General features: G+C 41.7%; 20 protein-coding genes, 1 tRNA gene and 1 other RNA gene. 8 read left to right on the top strand and 14 right to left on the bottom strand.

The genetic code is table 11. The features are described from left to right. Window positions 1–99: 99 nt before the first annotated feature. Window positions 100–187, top strand: a tRNA-Ser gene (locus FOA33_RS03180). Window positions 188–440: 253 nt separating this feature from the next. Here FOA33_RS03180 and ssrA read toward each other — a convergent pair. The 4 genes from ssrA to FOA33_RS03160 form a co-directional block, all read right to left on the bottom strand. Further along, window positions 441–788: a transfer-messenger RNA gene (gene ssrA / locus FOA33_RS03175) on the bottom strand. Between the two features lie 60 nt (window positions 789–848). After that, window positions 849–1,484 carry an SGNH/GDSL hydrolase family protein gene (locus FOA33_RS03170; protein WP_221160617.1) on the bottom strand — a complete coding sequence of 212 codons (636 nt, stop codon included), beginning with the start codon at window positions 1,482–1,484 and terminating at the stop codon, window positions 849–851. A gap of 1 nt (window position 1,485) precedes the next feature. Continuing rightward, window positions 1,486–2,313: a Cof-type HAD-IIB family hydrolase gene (locus FOA33_RS03165; protein WP_221160616.1), complete on the bottom strand. Its 828-nt coding sequence runs from the start codon at window positions 2,311–2,313 to the stop codon at window positions 1,486–1,488. Between the two features lie 21 nt (window positions 2,314–2,334). Beyond that, on the bottom strand, window positions 2,335–3,657 hold the full coding sequence (locus tag FOA33_RS03160) for a CapA family protein (RefSeq protein ID WP_221160615.1): 1,323 nt from the start codon (window positions 3,655–3,657) through the stop codon (window positions 2,335–2,337). A 156-nt stretch (window positions 3,658–3,813) separates the two neighbouring features. Between FOA33_RS03160 and def the strand changes: the two genes are divergently transcribed. Both def and rlmB read left to right on the top strand, forming a co-directional pair. Then, complete coding sequence (def, locus tag FOA33_RS03155) at window positions 3,814–4,425, top strand: peptide deformylase (protein WP_221160614.1); 612 nt, start codon at window positions 3,814–3,816, stop codon at window positions 4,423–4,425. Window positions 4,426–4,469: 44 nt separating this feature from the next. After that, entirely contained in the window at window positions 4,470–5,198 is a 729-nt protein-coding gene (rlmB, locus tag FOA33_RS03150) for a 23S rRNA (guanosine(2251)-2'-O)-methyltransferase RlmB (protein ID WP_221160613.1), read from the top strand. 35 nt (window positions 5,199–5,233) lie between these two features. On the opposite strand, the gene trxB is transcribed toward rlmB, so the two are convergent. From trxB to FOA33_RS03115, 7 genes are all read right to left on the bottom strand, one after another. Then, complete coding sequence (gene trxB / locus FOA33_RS03145; RefSeq protein WP_221160612.1) at window positions 5,234–6,145, bottom strand: thioredoxin-disulfide reductase; 912 nt, start codon at window positions 6,143–6,145, stop codon at window positions 5,234–5,236. A gap of 65 nt (window positions 6,146–6,210) precedes the next feature. Next, entirely contained in the window at window positions 6,211–6,435 is a 225-nt protein-coding gene (locus FOA33_RS03140; protein ID WP_000924293.1) for a DUF4059 family protein, read from the bottom strand. A gap of 77 nt (window positions 6,436–6,512) precedes the next feature. Further along, a complete protein-coding gene (locus tag FOA33_RS03135; protein ID WP_221160611.1) occupies window positions 6,513–7,256 on the bottom strand; it encodes an amino acid ABC transporter ATP-binding protein in 744 nt (247 codons plus the stop codon). Then, window positions 7,256–8,056 carry an amino acid ABC transporter permease gene (locus FOA33_RS03130; protein ID WP_221160610.1) on the bottom strand — a complete coding sequence of 267 codons (801 nt, stop codon included), beginning with the start codon at window positions 8,054–8,056 and terminating at the stop codon, window positions 7,256–7,258. The genes FOA33_RS03135 and FOA33_RS03130 overlap by 1 nt, the downstream gene beginning before the upstream one ends. Window positions 8,057–8,212: 156 nt before the next feature. After that, window positions 8,213–8,569, bottom strand: coding sequence for an arsenate reductase family protein (locus FOA33_RS03125; protein ID WP_000889073.1), 357 nt, complete (start codon window positions 8,567–8,569; stop codon window positions 8,213–8,215). Between the two features lie 12 nt (window positions 8,570–8,581). Beyond that, complete coding sequence (locus FOA33_RS03120) at window positions 8,582–9,097, bottom strand: methylated-DNA--[protein]-cysteine S-methyltransferase (protein WP_221160609.1); 516 nt, start codon at window positions 9,095–9,097, stop codon at window positions 8,582–8,584. Beyond that, the gene (locus FOA33_RS03115) at window positions 9,094–9,588 is read right to left on the bottom strand and encodes a GNAT family N-acetyltransferase (protein ID WP_221160608.1); all 495 of its coding nucleotides are present in this window, start codon (window positions 9,586–9,588) and stop codon (window positions 9,094–9,096) included. The genes FOA33_RS03120 and FOA33_RS03115 overlap by 4 nt, the downstream gene beginning before the upstream one ends. Before the next feature lie 134 nt (window positions 9,589–9,722). Between FOA33_RS03115 and FOA33_RS03110 the strand changes: the two genes are divergently transcribed. Together FOA33_RS03110 and trhA are read left to right on the top strand one after the other, a co-directional pair. Beyond that, window positions 9,723–10,169, top strand: coding sequence for a DUF1836 domain-containing protein (locus FOA33_RS03110; protein WP_221160607.1), 447 nt, complete (start codon window positions 9,723–9,725; stop codon window positions 10,167–10,169). Further along, window positions 10,166–10,813: a PAQR family membrane homeostasis protein TrhA gene (gene trhA / locus FOA33_RS03105; protein ID WP_001097972.1), complete on the top strand. Its 648-nt coding sequence runs from the start codon at window positions 10,166–10,168 to the stop codon at window positions 10,811–10,813. Before FOA33_RS03110 ends, trhA begins: the two co-directional genes overlap by 4 nt. A gap of 19 nt (window positions 10,814–10,832) precedes the next feature. Here the strand turns inward: trhA and pdxT are convergent, their stop codons facing one another. The 3 genes from pdxT to nox form a co-directional block, all read right to left on the bottom strand. After that, on the bottom strand, window positions 10,833–11,414 hold the full coding sequence (gene pdxT, locus FOA33_RS03100) for a pyridoxal 5'-phosphate synthase glutaminase subunit PdxT (RefSeq protein ID WP_221160606.1): 582 nt from the start codon (window positions 11,412–11,414) through the stop codon (window positions 10,833–10,835). Further along, window positions 11,415–12,290, bottom strand: a complete 876-nt coding sequence (gene pdxS / locus FOA33_RS03095) for a pyridoxal 5'-phosphate synthase lyase subunit PdxS (protein WP_221160605.1) — start codon at window positions 12,288–12,290, stop codon at window positions 11,415–11,417. It abuts the gene before it with no gap. A 150-nt stretch (window positions 12,291–12,440) separates the two neighbouring features. Then, on the bottom strand, window positions 12,441–13,820 hold the full coding sequence (gene nox, locus FOA33_RS03090; RefSeq protein WP_221160604.1) for a H2O-forming NADH oxidase: 1,380 nt from the start codon (window positions 13,818–13,820) through the stop codon (window positions 12,441–12,443). Between the two features lie 307 nt (window positions 13,821–14,127). Here nox and FOA33_RS03085 point away from each other — a divergent pair, with 307 nt between their 5' ends. The 3 genes from FOA33_RS03085 to FOA33_RS03075 are packed head-to-tail and all read left to right on the top strand — an operon-like array spanning window position 14,128 to window position 16,943. Then, window positions 14,128–15,057 (top strand): FAD:protein FMN transferase, encoded by a 930-nt coding sequence (locus FOA33_RS03085; RefSeq protein ID WP_221160603.1) that lies wholly within the window; start codon window positions 14,128–14,130, stop codon window positions 15,055–15,057. An 18-nt stretch (window positions 15,058–15,075) separates the two neighbouring features. After that, a complete protein-coding gene (locus FOA33_RS03080; protein ID WP_084875518.1) occupies window positions 15,076–15,681 on the top strand; it encodes an NADPH-dependent FMN reductase in 606 nt (201 codons plus the stop codon). A 17-nt stretch (window positions 15,682–15,698) separates the two neighbouring features. Beyond that, a complete protein-coding gene (locus tag FOA33_RS03075) occupies window positions 15,699–16,943 on the top strand; it encodes an NAD(P)H-dependent oxidoreductase (protein WP_221160602.1) in 1,245 nt (414 codons plus the stop codon). Window positions 16,944–17,007: the final 64 nt, after the last annotated feature.

The following is a 17,007-nucleotide window of genomic DNA, read 5'->3' as shown; positions in this document are numbered from 1 at the left end:
ATTTTTTATCATTTTCTTTCAAATTCTATCATTTTTCTTATTTCCAGAATTTTTATTGCAAGATAAGAGCCTTTATGGTAGACTATTTGAGTAAGTATTGGAAGATTACTCAAGAGGCTTAAGAGGCCGTGTTGGAAACGCGGTAGGCGTGTAACAGCGTGCGTGGGTTCGAATCCCATGTCTTCCGTAGAAAAACAAAAACTGCATTTCGGTGCAGTTTTTTTATCACAAGCATTTAAAAATCAAATAATACAAACACTATATGATTCCATAAAACAAAAGGATATAGATTTCCAGGATGCGACAGACTTTCTTCAAAAAGAGGGTCTGTTTTAGGGTCTGACTTTTTTGAAAAAGAATACCAAGGAATACCAAATATAAAAATAAAAAACGTTGATTTAACAACGTTTTAGAAAGGTTTGCGAAAGAATGCAAAGGAATAATGGAGCCGGTGGGAGTCGAACCCACGTCCAAACATCTGCCAACATATTTGTCTACAACCATAGGTTATGTATTGTTTTAACAGTCCCTCGACACATAACTCAAGCCTAGGAACTGCGAGTCTATTAATCTCTTATCAAACCACTAGACAAGGCTTGATCGTATCTCGCTAATCATAAGACCTGTCATTGAACACGAGCAATCCAAATCAGGTCACGCCTGCTGGTTTTTAGGCAGCTAAAGCGTAAGAAGTGTTATTTTTTGCAGTTATATTTAACTGAGCGTTTACGTCGCCACACGGGTTGCAAAATATGCCTCATAATGCCTGTCGAATCCGTAACGACCCCAAAAGACAATAGAACCATTATAACCTATCTTCATAAAAAATGCAAAATCAAGCCACCTCTTTAGAAAAGATACTCTTTTAAGGCTTCCGATAAGGCTTGATAACCGGCTACACTTAGATGGAGGCCATCCGTTGTATAGGCTGATTGAAGTTGCCCTTCTGAATCTGTCAAACTATCATAAATCGGCACAAAATCTACCTGCATATAGGCGGATACTAGAGCCTCATAGGCTTGATTCCATTCTTTAATCTTTTCATTGGTTCGGATATAAACAGTCTGCTTGTATTTCTCTCCCTCATTGACTGGCAAAATGGAAAGGAGTTTTATTTGTGACAGCGGATATTCTCGGGCAATCGATTGGATCACACGCTCAAGATTATCCAAGGTTTCATTCATAGGGACATCTTTTCCGATATCGTTTGTTCCAATTAAGAGAACAATTTGATCCACAGCATCACCATAAAGATGGACATCCAAATTCTCTAATAACAATCTTGTCTGGTAGCCTCGGACACCCCGATTAACAATCGTCTTGGCAGTCCCAAACAACTCTTGAAGAGGGTAATACTCCACTATCGAATCACCAATAAAAATGATATCTGGCTCTAGAACCGACACTTGATTCAATTCACGATACTTGGTTTGAATTTTTTCCTGCTCCTTTAAGAGCCAATTCTCTAATAACTGTACTGCCACCCTATCCCTCTTTATCTAACCAATTCTCTAGAACTTGATAAACGCCCGCCTGGCTGTTAGCTGGCGCTAGGGCAGTCGCAACTGCCTTGACATTATCATCTGCATTTTCCATCGCATAGGCAATTCCAGCCAGCTCTAACATTTCGACATCATTTTCACTGTCACCAAAAGCCATGACTTGTTCCGATTGCAAATTCCAGCGCTTGAGTAATTCTTCCAATCCCCAAGCCTTGTGAACACCAGCCTGTAGGATATCGATACAACCATAACCACTGGAAACAGCTCTTACATGCCCATTAAAGAGGTCATTGATTTCCCGCAAAACAGAACTAGAGCGTTCTTCACCAACGACCATACTCATCTTTAGCACCCCACCAAAGAGATCCGAGCTGAGCTCTTCAACAAAGTTTGTATGCCGATAGAGTTTTTCAATCATCTCAGGAGCCATAAATTTATCAAGTTCTGTAAAAACAGTTCCTTTCTTGACAAAACTCCCATTCATACTAGTGACAACAAATTGATCTCGACACTCCCTCCCTTTAAAATTAACTAAAGCCTTGTCAACCATAGCATTATCCCAGATCTGTGCTTGAATCAGTTTATTATTTTCAAAAATACGCGCCCCATTGGCAACGACTAGGACAACTCTACTCGCCAAATGTTTAAGCAATTGTCTCATACGGTGAACTTCATTCCCCGTCGCAATGACAAAACGGATATCCCTTTGATCCAGCTGATCTAAAATCTTTTCCAAGCGGGGCAGATCCAGCTGACCTCTCGGGTCTAGCAAGGTTCCATCCATGTCTGTTGCAATTAATTTAATCGTCATTTTACTTCCCCTGGATTCAAGCTAGTCCCACTTCAACCCTACATGTTCATTCATTTCTTTATAGGCCGTGTCAATTCGTTCCTTGGTCGCCTCATCCAACTTGTCACGGTGACTGCCCCCCTCGATGAAGTCCTCTAGGATATAGGTTTGATAGAGGAAGAGCGGATAGCCTTCTGGAGAGTAAGTTCCTTTCGGTGTCCGATTGACCCAAGTAGGATGCGCTTTGGCAGTTTCAATCCTTGTCTTGCCATCTTTCTTCTTAATGGTCACATCCATGAGAACACCGCGCTCTGTCCACTTGGCATTTTCCTCATCTTGCATGGTTTCAATGCGTTGGTTTGAAAGGAAATTTCCCATGGAATAGATGATCAATTTTTTGTCACCATCCTTTTCAACGGTTTCAGCAGGTTCAACGACGTGAGGATGCCCTCCAAAAATAATATCAGCTCCCCAGTCAATCATCTTATGGTACAGTGTTTTCTGTTCTTCCGTCGGTTCTAGCTGGTACTCAATTCCCATCTGAGGCATGATGACAGTAATATCCGCTTCCTTCTCAGCACGCTCGATTTCCGCCTTCATCTTATCTTCATTCAGGTCAGAAAGATAGCGATTATAGTCCTCTTGAGAGATATACTGCTCAATGCCATTAAAACCGTAAGAATAGGCTAGGAGAGCTACCTTGATACCATTGACTTCCTTGATAACTAGTGGAGCTTGGTCTCGGGATTCATGTGTGTAGACTCCTATGGGTGTCATCCCTGCCTTTTCAATAGCTTGAGCTGTCGAAACCACTCCCTCTATCTGAGAATCCAAGATGTGATTATGAGCCAAGTCTAGAACTTGATAGCCTGCATCCTTGATAGCATCCATGACTTCTCCAGGTGCATTAAAGAGAGGATAACCTGCCAAGTAGTGGTCTTTGTTCACCGTTCCTTCAAAATCACCAAGCACTAAATCCGCTTGCTTGAGCCATGGTTTCACATATTCAAAATTTTCGTGGAAATCGTAGCTACCGTCTTCTTTCAGAGCTGTTCGGTAGATAGGAATATGGTAGAGAAGGTCACCATTTGCCATGATACGTGCTGTCGTTTCGGCAGACTGATTTTCCTTAGACTGACCAGACGTCTGAGCAGAATCAACTGTTTGACCACTCGGACTTGTTCCCTTGTTCCCTTGTACTGCTTGGGTCAACAAGTTCAGCCCCATAGACAAGGAAACTGCAAGCAACAACACCGTAATAAACTGAGCATTTGTCCAAGATTTATAATTCCTAAAAAAACCAATACTACTCTTCAACAATCCAAAAATAGGACCATGAGACCGTCTATCTTGTCGCTTTTCCATCTTTATTTCCCCCCTTGCTTTTACTGCAAGTCTTTTCTTTTATTATACCACAGACAAAAGAGGAATACCGTTTATTATATTATTTTTTAGGAACTTCTGTGACTTTCTTTCTCGCCTATTTTGTGTTATCATGTAGAGGTAATGAAAGGAGAGAAAATGTCTGCTATAGAACGTATTACAAAAGCTGCTCACTTAATTGATATGAACGATATTATCCGCGAGGGGAATCCAACTCTACGCGCAGTTGCTGAGGAAGTCACTTTCCCCTTGTCTGACCAGGAAATCATCCTTGGCGAAAAGATGATGCAATTCCTTAAACATTCCCAAGATCCTGTTATGGCTGAAAAAATGGGATTGCGTGGTGGTGTTGGACTTGCTGCTCCCCAACTCGATATCTCAAAACGTGTTATTGCTGTTTTAGTCCCCAATATTGCGGAAGAAGGTGAGACTCCAGAGGAAGCCTACGATTTGCAAGCTATTATGTACAATCCAAAAATCGTATCCCACTCTGTTCAGGACGCTGCCCTCGGTGAAGGAGAAGGGTGCCTATCTGTCGATCGTGTAGTTCCAGGCTATGTTGTTCGTCATGCCCGCGTCACTGTTGATTACTTTGACAAGGACGGAGAAAAACACCGTATCAAGCTCAAAGGATACAACTCTATCGTTGTCCAACATGAAATTGATCACCTAAACGGAATCATGTTTTACGATCGTATCAATGAAAAAGACCCATTTGCTATCAAAGATGGACTCCTCATCCTCGAATAAAGAAAATCCCGTTGCAAGACGGGGTTTTGTGTTATAATAGAGGCATGAAAACAAATGATATTGTCTATGGCGTCCACGCCGTTACAGAAGCCCTCCTTGCAAATACTGGAAACAAACTCTACCTCCAAGATGATCTCCGAGGTAAAAATGTTGAGAAGGTCAAGGAACTGGCTGCTGAGAAAAAGGTCTCCATCTCTTGGACTCCAAAAAAATCCCTCTCTGAAATGACCAAAGGCGCTGTCCACCAAGGTTTTGTTCTACGAGTGTCCGAATTTGCCTATAGCGAGCTGGATCACATCCTTGCAAAAATACGCCAAGAAGAAAATCCACTTCTGTTGATTCTGGATGGTCTAACTGACCCTCACAACTTAGGTTCTATCTTAAGGACTGCTGATGCGACCAATGTTTCAGGCGTCATCATTCCCAAGCACCGTGCCGTCGGAGTGACTCCTGTCGTTGCCAAAACGGCCACAGGTGCTATTGAGCACGTTCCAATTGCCCGAGTGACCAACCTCAGTCAAACCCTCGATAAACTCAAAGATGAAGGATTTTGGACCTTTGGAACGGATATGAACGGTACTCCTTGCCACAAGTGGAATACAAAAGGGAAAATCGCCCTCATCATCGGAAATGAAGGAAAAGGTATCTCTAGCAACATCAAAAAACAGGTCGATGAGATGATCACCATTCCAATGAACGGACATGTTCAAAGCCTCAATGCCAGTGTTGCTGCAGCCATTCTCATGTACGAAGTTTTCCGAAACCGACTATAAAAAAGTTTCCAATCAAGTGATTGGAAACTTTTTTCTTAACTATGTTCTGTGATAAATTTATAGGCTTCTTGACCAGCGATAGCCCCATCTCCAACTGCTGTTGTCACTTGGCGAAGGTCTTTCTGGCGAACATCACCCACTGCAAAGATACCGTCAACGGCAGTTTTCATGTGGTTATCTGTCATAATCCAGCCTGCCTGGTCTTGAATATTCAAATCTTTTGCAAAATCACTAACAGGATCCAAACCAACATAGATAAAGACGCCACCGAAGGCTTGTTCTGTCACTTGACCTGTTTTTACATTTTCAAATACGACAGATTCTACTCGATTGTCACCTTTGATTTCCTTGACGACAGAATCCCAGATAAAGTTGACTTTCTCATTTGCAAAAGCACGGTCTTGCAAAACCTTTTGGGCACGAAGTTGGTCACGACGGTGAACAATAGTGACAGTCTTGGCAAAGCGAGTCAAGAAGAGAGCTTCTTCTACCGCTGAATCTCCGCCACCAACTACCAACAAATCTTGGTCACGGAAGAAAGCACCATCACACACAGCACAGTAAGAAACTCCTCGACTGTTCAGTTCCTCTTCTCCGGGAACTCCCAAAAGACGGTGTTTTGACCCAGTTGCCACGATGACAGTACGGGTTTCGTAAACTTGATCATCAGTGATTACCTTCTTAAAGTCACCCTTGTCTTCAATATTTTCAACATAGCCATAAAGATGTTCCACTCCAAGGTTTTCAAGTGGTTCAAACATCTTTTCAGCCAATTCAGGTCCACTGATATTGGCATAACCTGGATAGTTTTCAATATCAGATGTGTTATTCATTTGCCCTCCTGGCAGACCACCTTCAATCAAAGCCACTTTCAGATTGCTTCGAGCAGCATATAAGGCAGCGGTCATTCCCGCAGGTCCAGCACCGACAATAATCGTATCGTACATTTCGATTCCTTCTTTCTTGTTGTAACTATCTTTATTCTAACTCATTCTTGCTAATCACGCAAGGATTATGCCTTGAAAACCAAGAGCAAACTCATGACGGCAAAGGATAACACCGGAATAACCAAAACTCCAATCATAATCATATCATAGAGATGGGCTTGGCGAGCTTTGGCTGTCTTGTCCACACCAGACATAGCTCTCAATCCAATCCAAATCCCCAGAAAAATCACGACAAGGATGGTCGTTAAGATCAAACTCTCGAAATACAAAGAAAATAGATGCAGTAGCATGATCTCTCTCGTTTCTATCTTTTTTAAAGAGTAAACTCAGCTAGTCCAACTAACTGAGTTTTCCTTTTTCTATTATATCAAATATAAGTCCGTTTGTAACTAGCGAAGAATTCTTTTGTTCGTTCTTCTTTCGGATGATTGATGATTTCATCCGGTGTGCCAGACTCGATGATTTTCCCTTTATCTAGGAATAAAACCTTATCTGCCACTTGGGTTACAAAAGACATATCGTGACTGACCAAAATCATGGTCTGACCTGACTTGGCAGCGTCTGCAATAGACTTTTCTACTTCACCGACCAACTCTGGGTCAAGGGCTGAAGTGGGCTCATCCAAGAGCAAGACATCTGGTTTCATAGCAAGCGCACGCGCGAGGGCAACCCGTTGCTTTTGTCCACCTGATAAATGGCGAGGAAAATGGTTTTCACGGTCAGAAAGCCCAACCTTGGCCAACTCTTCCTTAGCGATTTTTGTTGCTTCCTCGTCCGATAATTTCTTAACGACAACCAAACCTTCCTTGACATTGTCAAGAGCAGTTCGGCGTTCAAACAAATTAAACTGTTGGAAAACCATAGATAACTTGCGACGAAGGGTTAGGATCTCTTCTTGGCTAATCTGAGAAAAATCAACTTTAAAATTGTCAATCTGAATCGTTCCACTATCTGGAGTTTCAAGGTAGTTCAAACTACGAAGAAAGGTTGATTTCCCTGCTCCAGATGAACCAATCAAGGCTACTACTTCTCCCTTTTGGATATCCAAGTCCAGATGATCCAAGACAGTCTGTCCTGAAAAGGATTTGCTTAAATTCGAAATCTTAATCATTAACGAAGGTCTCCTTTCACATCTGTAGACACTGTGTCTGGGGCTGAAATAGCCATTTTCTTTTCAATGAAACGACCGAGGCTTTCAATTCCGATGTTGACTACCCAATAAACAAGGGCTACGGAGATGAAACGTTCAAAATAGCGATAATCAGCTCCACCCAAAATCTGAGCTTGGGCAAAGACCTCCACAACACCTGCGCTAAAGGCTAGAGAAGTTCCCTTGGTCAAACCGATAAGGGAGTTAATCAAAGTCGGCGTAGCTACCACCGCCGCATTTGGAATAATCACACGACGGTAAACTTGCGCACGAGTCATACCCAAACTACGCGCCGCCTCAATTTCACCTGGATTAACAGAAAGGATGGCTGCACGAATGGTTTCACTTGCATAAGCTGCCTCATTAAAAGCAAAGGCCACAATCGCAAAAAGCGCTGCTGGAATCGCATTGATATTGAGACCAGTTCCCCATTGTTGGTTGATAGCTTTCAATGCCAAAGGAATTCCGTAGTAGGTCAACATAAGTTGGACTAGGATGGGGGTACCTTTTAAGAAGCTGACAAAAAAGGCCTGCAAGGGATATAAAATCTTAACACGATTGATCTTAACAATGGCAAAAATCAAGGCAAGTAGCAAACCAAAGAGTGCGCCTCCAAGCGTCAACATTAAGGTTGTAGGCAGTTGTTGGGCAATCCTTGGAATTCCATCAAAGACCGAACGCAAACTAAAGAGCTTACCATCCGGAATGAGTTGCATCAAACTTTGGTACCAATCTGATGCTAAAAATGTTGTAACAGTCATAAAAATATCCTCTCCTGATAATGATTCATTCTATCATACTTCTGCTCGCAAGCAAATTATTTGCTACGGGCTACTCAGACTTTGTCTATCTTCTAGTTTATCACACTTTAAAACAGGGAGGCTATATATTTTACCTATCAAGGAGATAAATAAAAACTATCTCAAACCTAAGTCCTCATAGGTTTTTCTATAGCCGATTTGTTTAACAGCACCATTCTCCACCAAAATTGGACGTTTCAATAACATACCATCACTCGCTAGAAGCTTGGCTGCTTCTTGTTTTGACAAACTTCCCACCTTATCTTTTAGGCCCAGTTCACGGTATTTGATCCCGCTAGTATTGAAGAATTGTTTCACTTCAAAACCGGAAGTTTCCAACCAGTTCAAAATCACTTCTTCACTTGGTGTTTCTTCTACGATGTGGACAGCTTGGTATTCCAGTCCAAGTTGATCTAATTCATTCTTTGCTTTCTTACAAGTTGAACATTTTGGGTATTCGATAAATTCTAACATCTTCTTTTCTTTCTATTTTTTATTTTCTTGAAATGCTGCACCTTCATGTTGCAAGAGCCAGGCTTTCTTTTCGACTCCAGATGCATAGCCTGTCAGACGATTGCCTGATCCCAGCACACGATGACAGGGTACGAGGATGGACCAAGGATTACGCCCCACTGCTCCACCAATCGCTTGGGCAGAAGCCACTTGCAAGTCTTGAGCTATTTGTCCGTAAGTTACTGTTTGACCATAAGGAATGGCCTGTAAGTAATCCCAGACCCGCTTTTCAAAATCTGTTCCAATGGGAGCCAGAGGTAAGGAAGACAAATCTTGAGCACATCCATCAAAGTAAGTATCTAAATAGGAAATAACCTGGTCTAGGACAGGATGTTTCTTAACTACTTCTATACTATCTCCAGCGATTCCCCTCTCAAAATGAGTTTGGTCCTGTACCCAAATTCCATACAGATATTGCTCGTCAGCAACTAAGGATAAGGTTCCAATTGGCGACGGGTAGAACATTTTGGCGTACTTTTTCTGCTTCATTTTTTTAATTTCTGATAGGCCAAGCGTTCTCCATCAACTGCAACCTTACCAACCTGTTGGAAACCTAGCTTTTCAAAGATATGCTCCATAGCCTTGTTTTGTGCATGCGTATCTGAACGAAAATCTAGGTAATCAAATCCTTCAATCAAGCCTTCTAGGAAAGTCTGAGCAACACCTTGTCCTTGGACATCTGCTGCCACAGCGATACGGTGAAAGACCAGATATTCTGATTCTCCCCCCTGCCAACTCCCTTCATAAATGGCTTCATAGGATTTCTCTGGGCTCTTGGTCACAGCAGCATAGGCTAGTAGTTCTCCTTCTTCCAAGGCCACATAAGCTTGACCAGAGATGATATCATCAATAATGATATCTGCATTTGGATAGCCATTTTGCCACTGGCCACTACCAGACTTAGCTAAACACTTTTTGGCATCCTCCATCACCTGCATAATCGCATCTACTTCGTTTGGAAAAGCTAAACGAATCTCCATCTCTTCCCCTCATTTCTAACTAGTTTCTCTCATCATAGCATAATTTAGGGCTTTCTACAAGCAGTTGAAACTTGACTTTTGTTTTTTATTATTTTATAATCTAGTTATCAAAACTAGATAAAAAGGAGTTGGAAATGAATTCTATTTTTTCCTATCCAAAATGGGAAGACATTCCAAACATTGACCTCTATCTGGATCAGGTTTTGCTTTATGTCAATCAAGTCTGTGCCCCTATCTCTCCAGATAAAGACAAGGGGTTAACAGCATCTATGGTCAATAACTATGTCAAACATGGTTACCTGACAAAGCCTGACAAGAAAAAATACCAACGCAAACAGATTGCCCGTTTGATTGCCATCACCACTCTCAAGTCTGTCTTTTCGATCCAAGAAATCACCCAGACACTCAATACTCTACAAACTCAAGCGAGCTCAGACCAGCTCTACGATGCTTTTGTGGACTACATGAACCATGGGATTGATCCAGAAAATCCTATTATCCAAACTAGCTGTCAAACGGTTAGACTCTATCATCAAACTCTAGACTTAATTCTTAAGAAAGAAGAGGAGGTATCCCAATGAATACTAGCCTAAAACTCAGTAAAAAACTCAGTTTTGGAGAAGAAATTGCCAACAGCGTGACCCATGCTGTAGGTGCCGTCATCATGCTCATCTTGCTCCCTATTTCATCCACCTATAGTTATGAAGCACATGGATTTTTATCGTCTTTTGGCGTTTCTATCTTTGTTATCAGTCTATTTCTCATGTTCCTCTCGTCAACCATTTACCACTCTATGGCCTATGGTTCGACCCACAAATACGTCTTGCGAATCATCGACCATTCTATGATTTATGTGGCTATTGCAGGCTCTTATACGCCGGTCGTATTGACTTTGATGAATAACTGGTTTGGCTATCTGATCATTGCCATTCAGTGGGGAACGACCATCTTTGGCATCCTCTATAAAATCTTTGCTAAAAAGGTTAATGAGAAATTCAGCCTTGCCCTTTACCTGATTATGGGCTGGTTGGTTCTAGCTATCATTCCTGCCATTATCAGTCAAACAACTCCAATTTTCTGGAGTCTCATGGTAACTGGCGGACTCTGTTATACAGTTGGAGCTGGATTTTACGCTAAGAAAAAACCTTATTTCCACATGATTTGGCATCTCTTTATCCTAGCGGCATCTGCACTCCAATATATCGCGATTGTTTATTACATGTAAAAAAGTTGAGAATCTTTTCTCAACTTTTTTCTTTACACATATTGATAAAATACTGGTGCAAGCGCACATTATCAGTCAATTCCGGATGAAAAGAGGTTACCAGCATATTCTGTTCTTGAGCTGCAACGATTTGATCGTCTACTGTTGCTAGAATTTCTACACCCTCTCCAACACTACTGATAATCGGACCACGAATAAAGGTCATGGGAATCTGACCGACTCCCTTACATTCTGCCTCTGTATAGAAACTTCCTAGTTGGCGTCCATAAGCATTACGCTCTACTACTATATCCATAGTCGCTAGATGACTTTCTTCCTGAGAAATAATTTCCTTAGCCAGCAAAATCAACCCTGCACAGGTCCCAAAAACGGGTAATCCAGATAGAATGGCTTCTCGGATGGGAAGCAGCATGTTCTGGTCTCGTAAGATTTTGCCCATAGTCGTAGACTCGCCTCCTGGCAAAATCAAACCTGACAAGTCACTCTGATATTGTTGAAAATCATCTAAATTTCTAATTTCGAAACTAGCGACACCTAACTTTTCTAGCGCTTTTGCATGTTCTGCAAAGGCACCTTGCAAGGCCAATATTCCAATTTTCATCTATTTTCCTCGCTCAGCCATGAGAATTTGGATTTCATTCTCATTAATTCCAACCATAGCTTCCCCTAGGTCTTCAGAGATTTGAGCCAAAATTTGAGGATTTTGGTAGTTGGTTACGGCTTTAACAATAGCACTTGCTCGTTTAACAGGATTGCCTGACTTGAAAATACCTGAACCGACAAAGACGCCCTCTGCCCCCAATTGCATCATTAACGCAGCATCTGCTGGTGTTGCCACACCTCCGGCTGCGAAGTTGACAACTGGTAATTTTCCATGTTGGTGGACGTATTGGACTAATTCAACAGGGACTTGCAAGTCCTTGGCAGCCACATAGAGCTCATCTTCACGGAGGTTTTGAATGCGGCGAATTTCTTGATTCATCATACGCATATGGCGAACAGCTTGAACAATATCTCCTGTCCCTGGTTCTCCTTTGGTACGAATCATGGAAGCTCCTTCAGCGATACGACGCAAGGCTTCACCCAAGTCCTTAGCCCCACAGACAAAAGGAACTTGGAATTCTTTCTTGTCCACATGGAAACGGTCGTCAGCTGGAGACAGCACTTCACTCTCATCGATATAGTCAATCTCAATAGCCTCTAAAATCTGAGCTTCTACAAAATGCCCGATTCTGACCTTGGCCATCACTGGAATGCTCACCGCTTCTTGGATTTCCTTAATCATCTTTGGATCGCTCATACGGGAAACCCCACCAGCCGCACGAATATCAGCTGGAATTCGCTCCAAGGCCATAACAGCTGCCGCACCAGCAGCCTCTGCGATACGAGCCTGTTCAGGGTTCTGAACGTCCATGATAACCCCACCTTTGAGCATCTGTGCCAAGTTTTTATTTAGTTCATAACGATTTTCAGTCATTTCTTTATCCTCATCATTTGTATTGGTAACTACCATTTCATTTTAAGCCAGATTAGAATGAAGTACAAGATAGAAAAACAATAATTGTCTGGGTACAGTAACATAAAAAACTATCTGACCTTAATTTAAGGCCAGATAGCTCAGCTATTGTTATTTTTCAGCTGTAAGTGCAGCCATTGTAATGTAGTTGTATGGTTTGTTGAAATGTGGCAAGAAGAATAGGTCTGTCAAAGCCAATTTATCAATTGTCACATGCTCTTGGATAGCAAGTGAGAACATGTGGATTCCCATACTGATAGCAGCATCATGTGAAACCATTTGTGCACCAAGGATTTCGCGGCTGTCTTTGTCAAAAACAATCTTGATGGCAACTTCGTGATTGTCATGCTTCATAAATTCTGGTTTTTGAAGATCGTTAAAGCCAGTTTCAGTTGCATTGTAACCTGCTGCTTTTGCTTTTTCAAGAGTCAAACCAGTTGAAACCATGTGCAGACCGTAGATTGAGATACCGTTTGATCCTTGTACACCGATTCCTTCAAGTTCGTGTCCACAAGCGTTATAAGCACCAACGATACCAGTACGAACAGCGTTTGAAGCAAGCGCGATGTAGCTAGTGTCTTTACGAGCGTTGTCATAAACAGTCGCACAGTCACCTACTGCATAAACACCTGAAATTGATGTTTCTTGTTTCTTGTCTACAAGGAAGGCACCGTTACGGAAGAGTTCAATCTTACCATCAGCAAGAGCTGTGTTTGGACGGAAACCAACAGCAAGAACCACCATATCCACATCAAATGTTTCTTTGTCTGTTACCAAGCGTTCAACTTTACCATCACCTTGGATTGCTTTAACTGTTTGACCAAGTGCCAAGCGGATGTTATGGTCTTCCAAGTTTTTCGCCATCATTTGGGTAAAGTCTTTGTCATAGTAGCCGTTCAAAACAGTGTCTACGATATCAACAAGCACCACTTCTTTTCCAAGACGCTCGAAAGCTTCGGCAAGTTCTACACCGATGTAACCACCACCAACAACGGCAATGCGCTCAAGGTGTTTGCTCTTGTCAGCAAGTTTTTCGATGACTTCTTCTGCATTTTGGTACAACTTAACAAATTGAACATTTTCAAGTGTTGCTTTGAATTCGCGGTTACCCTTAACGATTTCAACACCTTCGATTGGAGGCAAGATTGGAGTTGAACCAGTTGCAAAGATTAATTTATCATAAGACTCTTTGTGTTCTTTACCTTCAACTTCAGCAGTCACAACTTTGTTATCGTAGTCAATTGAAAGAACTGGTGAGTTCATGTAAATTTTAGCACCTTTTGCTTCCAATTTTTCTTTATCAGAGTAGAAGAGACCTTCTGGGCCATCAATTTGTTCCCCGATCCAAAGCGCCATTCCACAACCAAGGAATGAAATATTTGAGTTTTGGTCAAATACTACGATTTCGTTCTCATGACCAAAGTTATCCAACATCGTATTAATACAAGCTGTACCAGCGTGGTTAGCACCAACTACAACGATTTTACTCATAGAAAAATTCCTACCTTTAATTTTTGATTTACTTTTCTAGTATATCATTTACTGTTAGCGTTTACAAGATATTTGCTCAGAATTCTCTTTTTTTCAGAAAAAAATACACTTAATATTAACAAACCTTATTTTTCTATCGTTTTCATGCTAATTTTGAGCATATTTCTTGACTTTTTGTCAAAATCCATTTGTGAAAACGCTGACTTTATGGTATGCTAGTTACATGGAAATAAATTGTAAGGGGTTTAATTTTTCTTTAACCAACTTATATTGAATGATTTCCTATGAAAAGAAAGGAGCTGGTAGCTTGCCTCTTCATTCACGTTCTGAACGGCTAATGGGAACAACTATCACGATTTCATTAGTAGATGAGCGGGCAGAAATCCTGCTTCAGGGCGCTTTTGACTTGCTCAAAGAGCTCGAATACCGCTTCAACGCCAATAGTCAAGAATCCGAACTGATGGAAATCAACTACCAGGCTGGAATCACACCTGTTAAGGTTCATCCTGACCTGTTTGAACTGATTGCTCTTGGACTAGAGCACAGCCTGGCTCCCTCTAGCCATCTAAATATCAGTATCGGTCCCTTGATTCAAACCTGGCGAATCGGCTTTGCAGATGCACGACTTCCAGAGTTAAACGAAATCGAAGCTGTCTTGCCTCTAGTTAACCCGCATTTTATCAAGTTGGATCCGACTAACTCTACTATTTTTTTAGAGAAGAAAGGAATGAAGCTTGATTTAGGTTGTTTAGCCAAGGGCTATAGTGCAGATAAGGTTGCCCAGTATTTGAAAACACACGGTGTCACCTCTGCCTTGATCAACCTCGGAGGAAATGTCCTCACCATCGGGAATAACCAAGCCAAAGAAAGGAAAGCCTGGCAGATTGGGATTCAAGATCCGCGAAATCCTCGTGGCAATCATCTCCTAACCATCCCTGCTTCTAACAAATCCGTTGTCACTTCAGGTATCTATGAACGCCACCTGACAGTAGATGGAAAAGACTACCACCATATCTTTGATAGTAAGACAGGATTTCCTGTCGAAACCGATCTTGCTAGCCTAACGATTGTCTCTGATAAATCCGTTGATGGTGAGATATGGACAACACGCCTTTTCGGAGAACGAAGCGCTTCTATCCTCTGGCAAGTCGAAAGTATAGATGGGATTGAAGCCATCCTCATCGACAAAGAGGGACGCCTTGCTTGTTCTTCAGGCCTTCAAAATTGTATTATGTAAAAAGAGAAAGGAAATCTCATGCTAAAACTTATTGCCATTGTTGGAACGAACTCTAAACGTTCTACAAATCGCCAATTGCTCCAATACATGCAAAAACACTTTGCTGATAAAGCTGAAATTGAACTCGTTGAAATCAAGGATATCCCTGTTTTCAACAAACCAGCAGATAAGCAACTTCCAGATGAAATTCTTGAAATTGCTGCTAAAATTGAAGCATCTGACGGTGTGATTATCGGTACTCCTGAGTACGACCACTCTATCCCTGCAGTTTTGATGAGCGCTCTTGCTTGGCTATCTTACGGTATCTACCCACTTTTGAACAAACCAATCATGATTACTGGTGCTTCTTACGGTACACTTGGTTCATCTCGTGCCCAATTGCAACTTCGTCAAATCTTGAACGCTCCTGAAATTAAGGCAAATGTTCTACCAGATGAATTCCTGCTTTCACACTCTCTTCAAGCATTTAACCCAAGTGGCGACTTGGTTGACCTTGATGTCATCAAGAAATTGGATGCCATCTTCGATGACTTCCGTATCTTTGTGAAAATTACTGAAAAATTGCGCAATGCACAAGAATTGCTTCGCAAAGATGCCGAAGAATTTGACTGGGAAAATTTGTAAGATAGGAGACCGAAAGAATGAAATTTGTTGGACTTGTTGGATCAAACTACGATCAATCATATAACCGCAAACTCTTGGAATTTATTCGTCGTAATTTCAAATTCAAATTTGAATTAGAAGTTCTTGAAATCGACGAAGTTCCAATGTTTAACCAAGACGAAAAATGGGACGAAAGTTTCCAATTGCGCTTCTTGTATAACAAAATTACACGAGCTGATGGTGTCATTATCGCTACTCCTGAGCACAACCACACTATCTCAGCTTCACTCAAATCTGTACTTGAATGGCTTTCATACGAAGTTCATCCATTTGAAAACAAGCCTGTTATGATTGTAGGTGCATCATACTATGACCAAGGAACATCACGTGCCCAAGTTCACCTTCGTAAGATTCTTGACGCTCCAGGTGTCAATGCCTACACACTTCCAGGAAATGAATTCCTTCTTGGTAAAGCCAAAGAAGCTTTTGATAACGATGGAAATATCATCAACGAAGGCACTGTTAAATTCCTTGAAACTTGCTTAGATAACTTTGTAAAATACGTAGGAGTCGTTTCGAAATTGAAAAAACCAAAACCAATCGAACCAGAAGACTTGGATTGTGGAAAACCAATCGCTACAACCATCACAGAAGTTGATCCTGACGATCCAGAATGGGTAGAAAAAGTTGCTGCAATCACTGGAGCTGTTTCTGGTGATACCTATGTCAAACTGGACCACGGTATCCTGACAGTTAACCAAATTGATATGTTCTTGAAAGCTATGCCATTTGAATTGACATACGCTGACGATAACAACCAATTCCTCTACTACAATAACGCTCACCAAGATCCAGACACCATGTTTGCCAAACGTGTACCACCTCAATCAGGTAACCGTATGTCGACTGTTCATGGATCTCTTCCACCAGTACGTATGAAGAATGTAGAGTGGGTTATCGGAACACTTCGTAACGGAAACCAAGAATACGTCCGTACAATCGTTCCAGGTTCTCCTGCAGGTGTCATCAACACCCACAACTACCAAGCGATGTACTATCCTGATGGATCATACGCTGGAATCAATGAAATCGTCTTTAACTTCCAACCATGGCTTGACTGGTACCTAAAAGAGACTGGTCAACGTTTGGTAGGTGGTAGCGGACCATTTGCTCCTGCCGCTGGAGGTCATGGGGATGCTGATGCTACTTCTGGTGCTTCTGATTCAGGTGACGCTGGAGGCCACGGTGGTGGCGCAGACGCTACTTCTGGCGCAAGTAACTAAGAAACACAAAAGGAGCCAAATGGCTCCTTTTTTTATTGCAACAGAAAAGGGGATTGTAAATCAT

Origin of the sequence: Streptococcus cristatus, from assembly GCF_019685515.1 — a bacterium.
Classification (GTDB): Bacteria; Bacillota; Bacilli; order Lactobacillales; family Streptococcaceae; genus Streptococcus.
Note: the sequence above shows the minus strand (reverse complement) of the source record. Positions and strands in the feature narration are given on the sequence as shown.

Excerpts from the sequence above, each read along its gene's own strand:
- FOA33_RS03110 (WP_221160607.1), top strand. The coding sequence starts at position 9,723 with ATGAATTCTATTTTTTCCTATCCAAAATGGGAAGACATTCCAAACATT.
- pdxS (WP_221160605.1), bottom strand. The coding sequence starts at position 12,290 with ATGACTGAAAATCGTTATGAACTAAATAAAAACTTGGCACAGATGCTC.
- FOA33_RS03075 (WP_221160602.1), top strand. The coding sequence starts at position 15,699 with ATGAAATTTGTTGGACTTGTTGGATCAAACTACGATCAATCATATAAC.
- rlmB (WP_221160613.1), top strand. The coding sequence starts at position 4,470 with ATGAAAACAAATGATATTGTCTATGGCGTCCACGCCGTTACAGAAGCC.
- FOA33_RS03140 (WP_000924293.1), bottom strand. The coding sequence starts at position 6,435 with ATGCTACTGCATCTATTTTCTTTGTATTTCGAGAGTTTGATCTTAACG.
- FOA33_RS03115 (WP_221160608.1), bottom strand. The coding sequence starts at position 9,588 with ATGGAGATTCGTTTAGCTTTTCCAAACGAAGTAGATGCGATTATGCAG.
- FOA33_RS03125 (WP_000889073.1), bottom strand. The coding sequence starts at position 8,569 with ATGTTAGAATTTATCGAATACCCAAAATGTTCAACTTGTAAGAAAGCA.
- FOA33_RS03120 (WP_221160609.1), bottom strand. The coding sequence starts at position 9,097 with ATGAAGCAGAAAAAGTACGCCAAAATGTTCTACCCGTCGCCAATTGGA.
- FOA33_RS03080 (WP_084875518.1), top strand. The coding sequence starts at position 15,076 with ATGCTAAAACTTATTGCCATTGTTGGAACGAACTCTAAACGTTCTACA.
- trxB (WP_221160612.1), bottom strand. The coding sequence starts at position 6,145 with ATGTACGATACGATTATTGTCGGTGCTGGACCTGCGGGAATGACCGCT.
- def (WP_221160614.1), top strand. The coding sequence starts at position 3,814 with ATGTCTGCTATAGAACGTATTACAAAAGCTGCTCACTTAATTGATATG.
- FOA33_RS03130 (WP_221160610.1), bottom strand. The coding sequence starts at position 8,056 with ATGACTGTTACAACATTTTTAGCATCAGATTGGTACCAAAGTTTGATG.
- FOA33_RS03160 (WP_221160615.1), bottom strand. The coding sequence starts at position 3,657 with ATGGAAAAGCGACAAGATAGACGGTCTCATGGTCCTATTTTTGGATTG.
- FOA33_RS03135 (WP_221160611.1), bottom strand. The coding sequence starts at position 7,256 with ATGATTAAGATTTCGAATTTAAGCAAATCCTTTTCAGGACAGACTGTC.
- pdxT (WP_221160606.1), bottom strand. The coding sequence starts at position 11,414 with ATGAAAATTGGAATATTGGCCTTGCAAGGTGCCTTTGCAGAACATGCA.
- nox (WP_221160604.1), bottom strand. The coding sequence starts at position 13,820 with ATGAGTAAAATCGTTGTAGTTGGTGCTAACCACGCTGGTACAGCTTGT.
- FOA33_RS03165 (WP_221160616.1), bottom strand. The coding sequence starts at position 2,313 with ATGACGATTAAATTAATTGCAACAGACATGGATGGAACCTTGCTAGAC.
- trhA (WP_001097972.1), top strand. The coding sequence starts at position 10,166 with ATGAATACTAGCCTAAAACTCAGTAAAAAACTCAGTTTTGGAGAAGAA.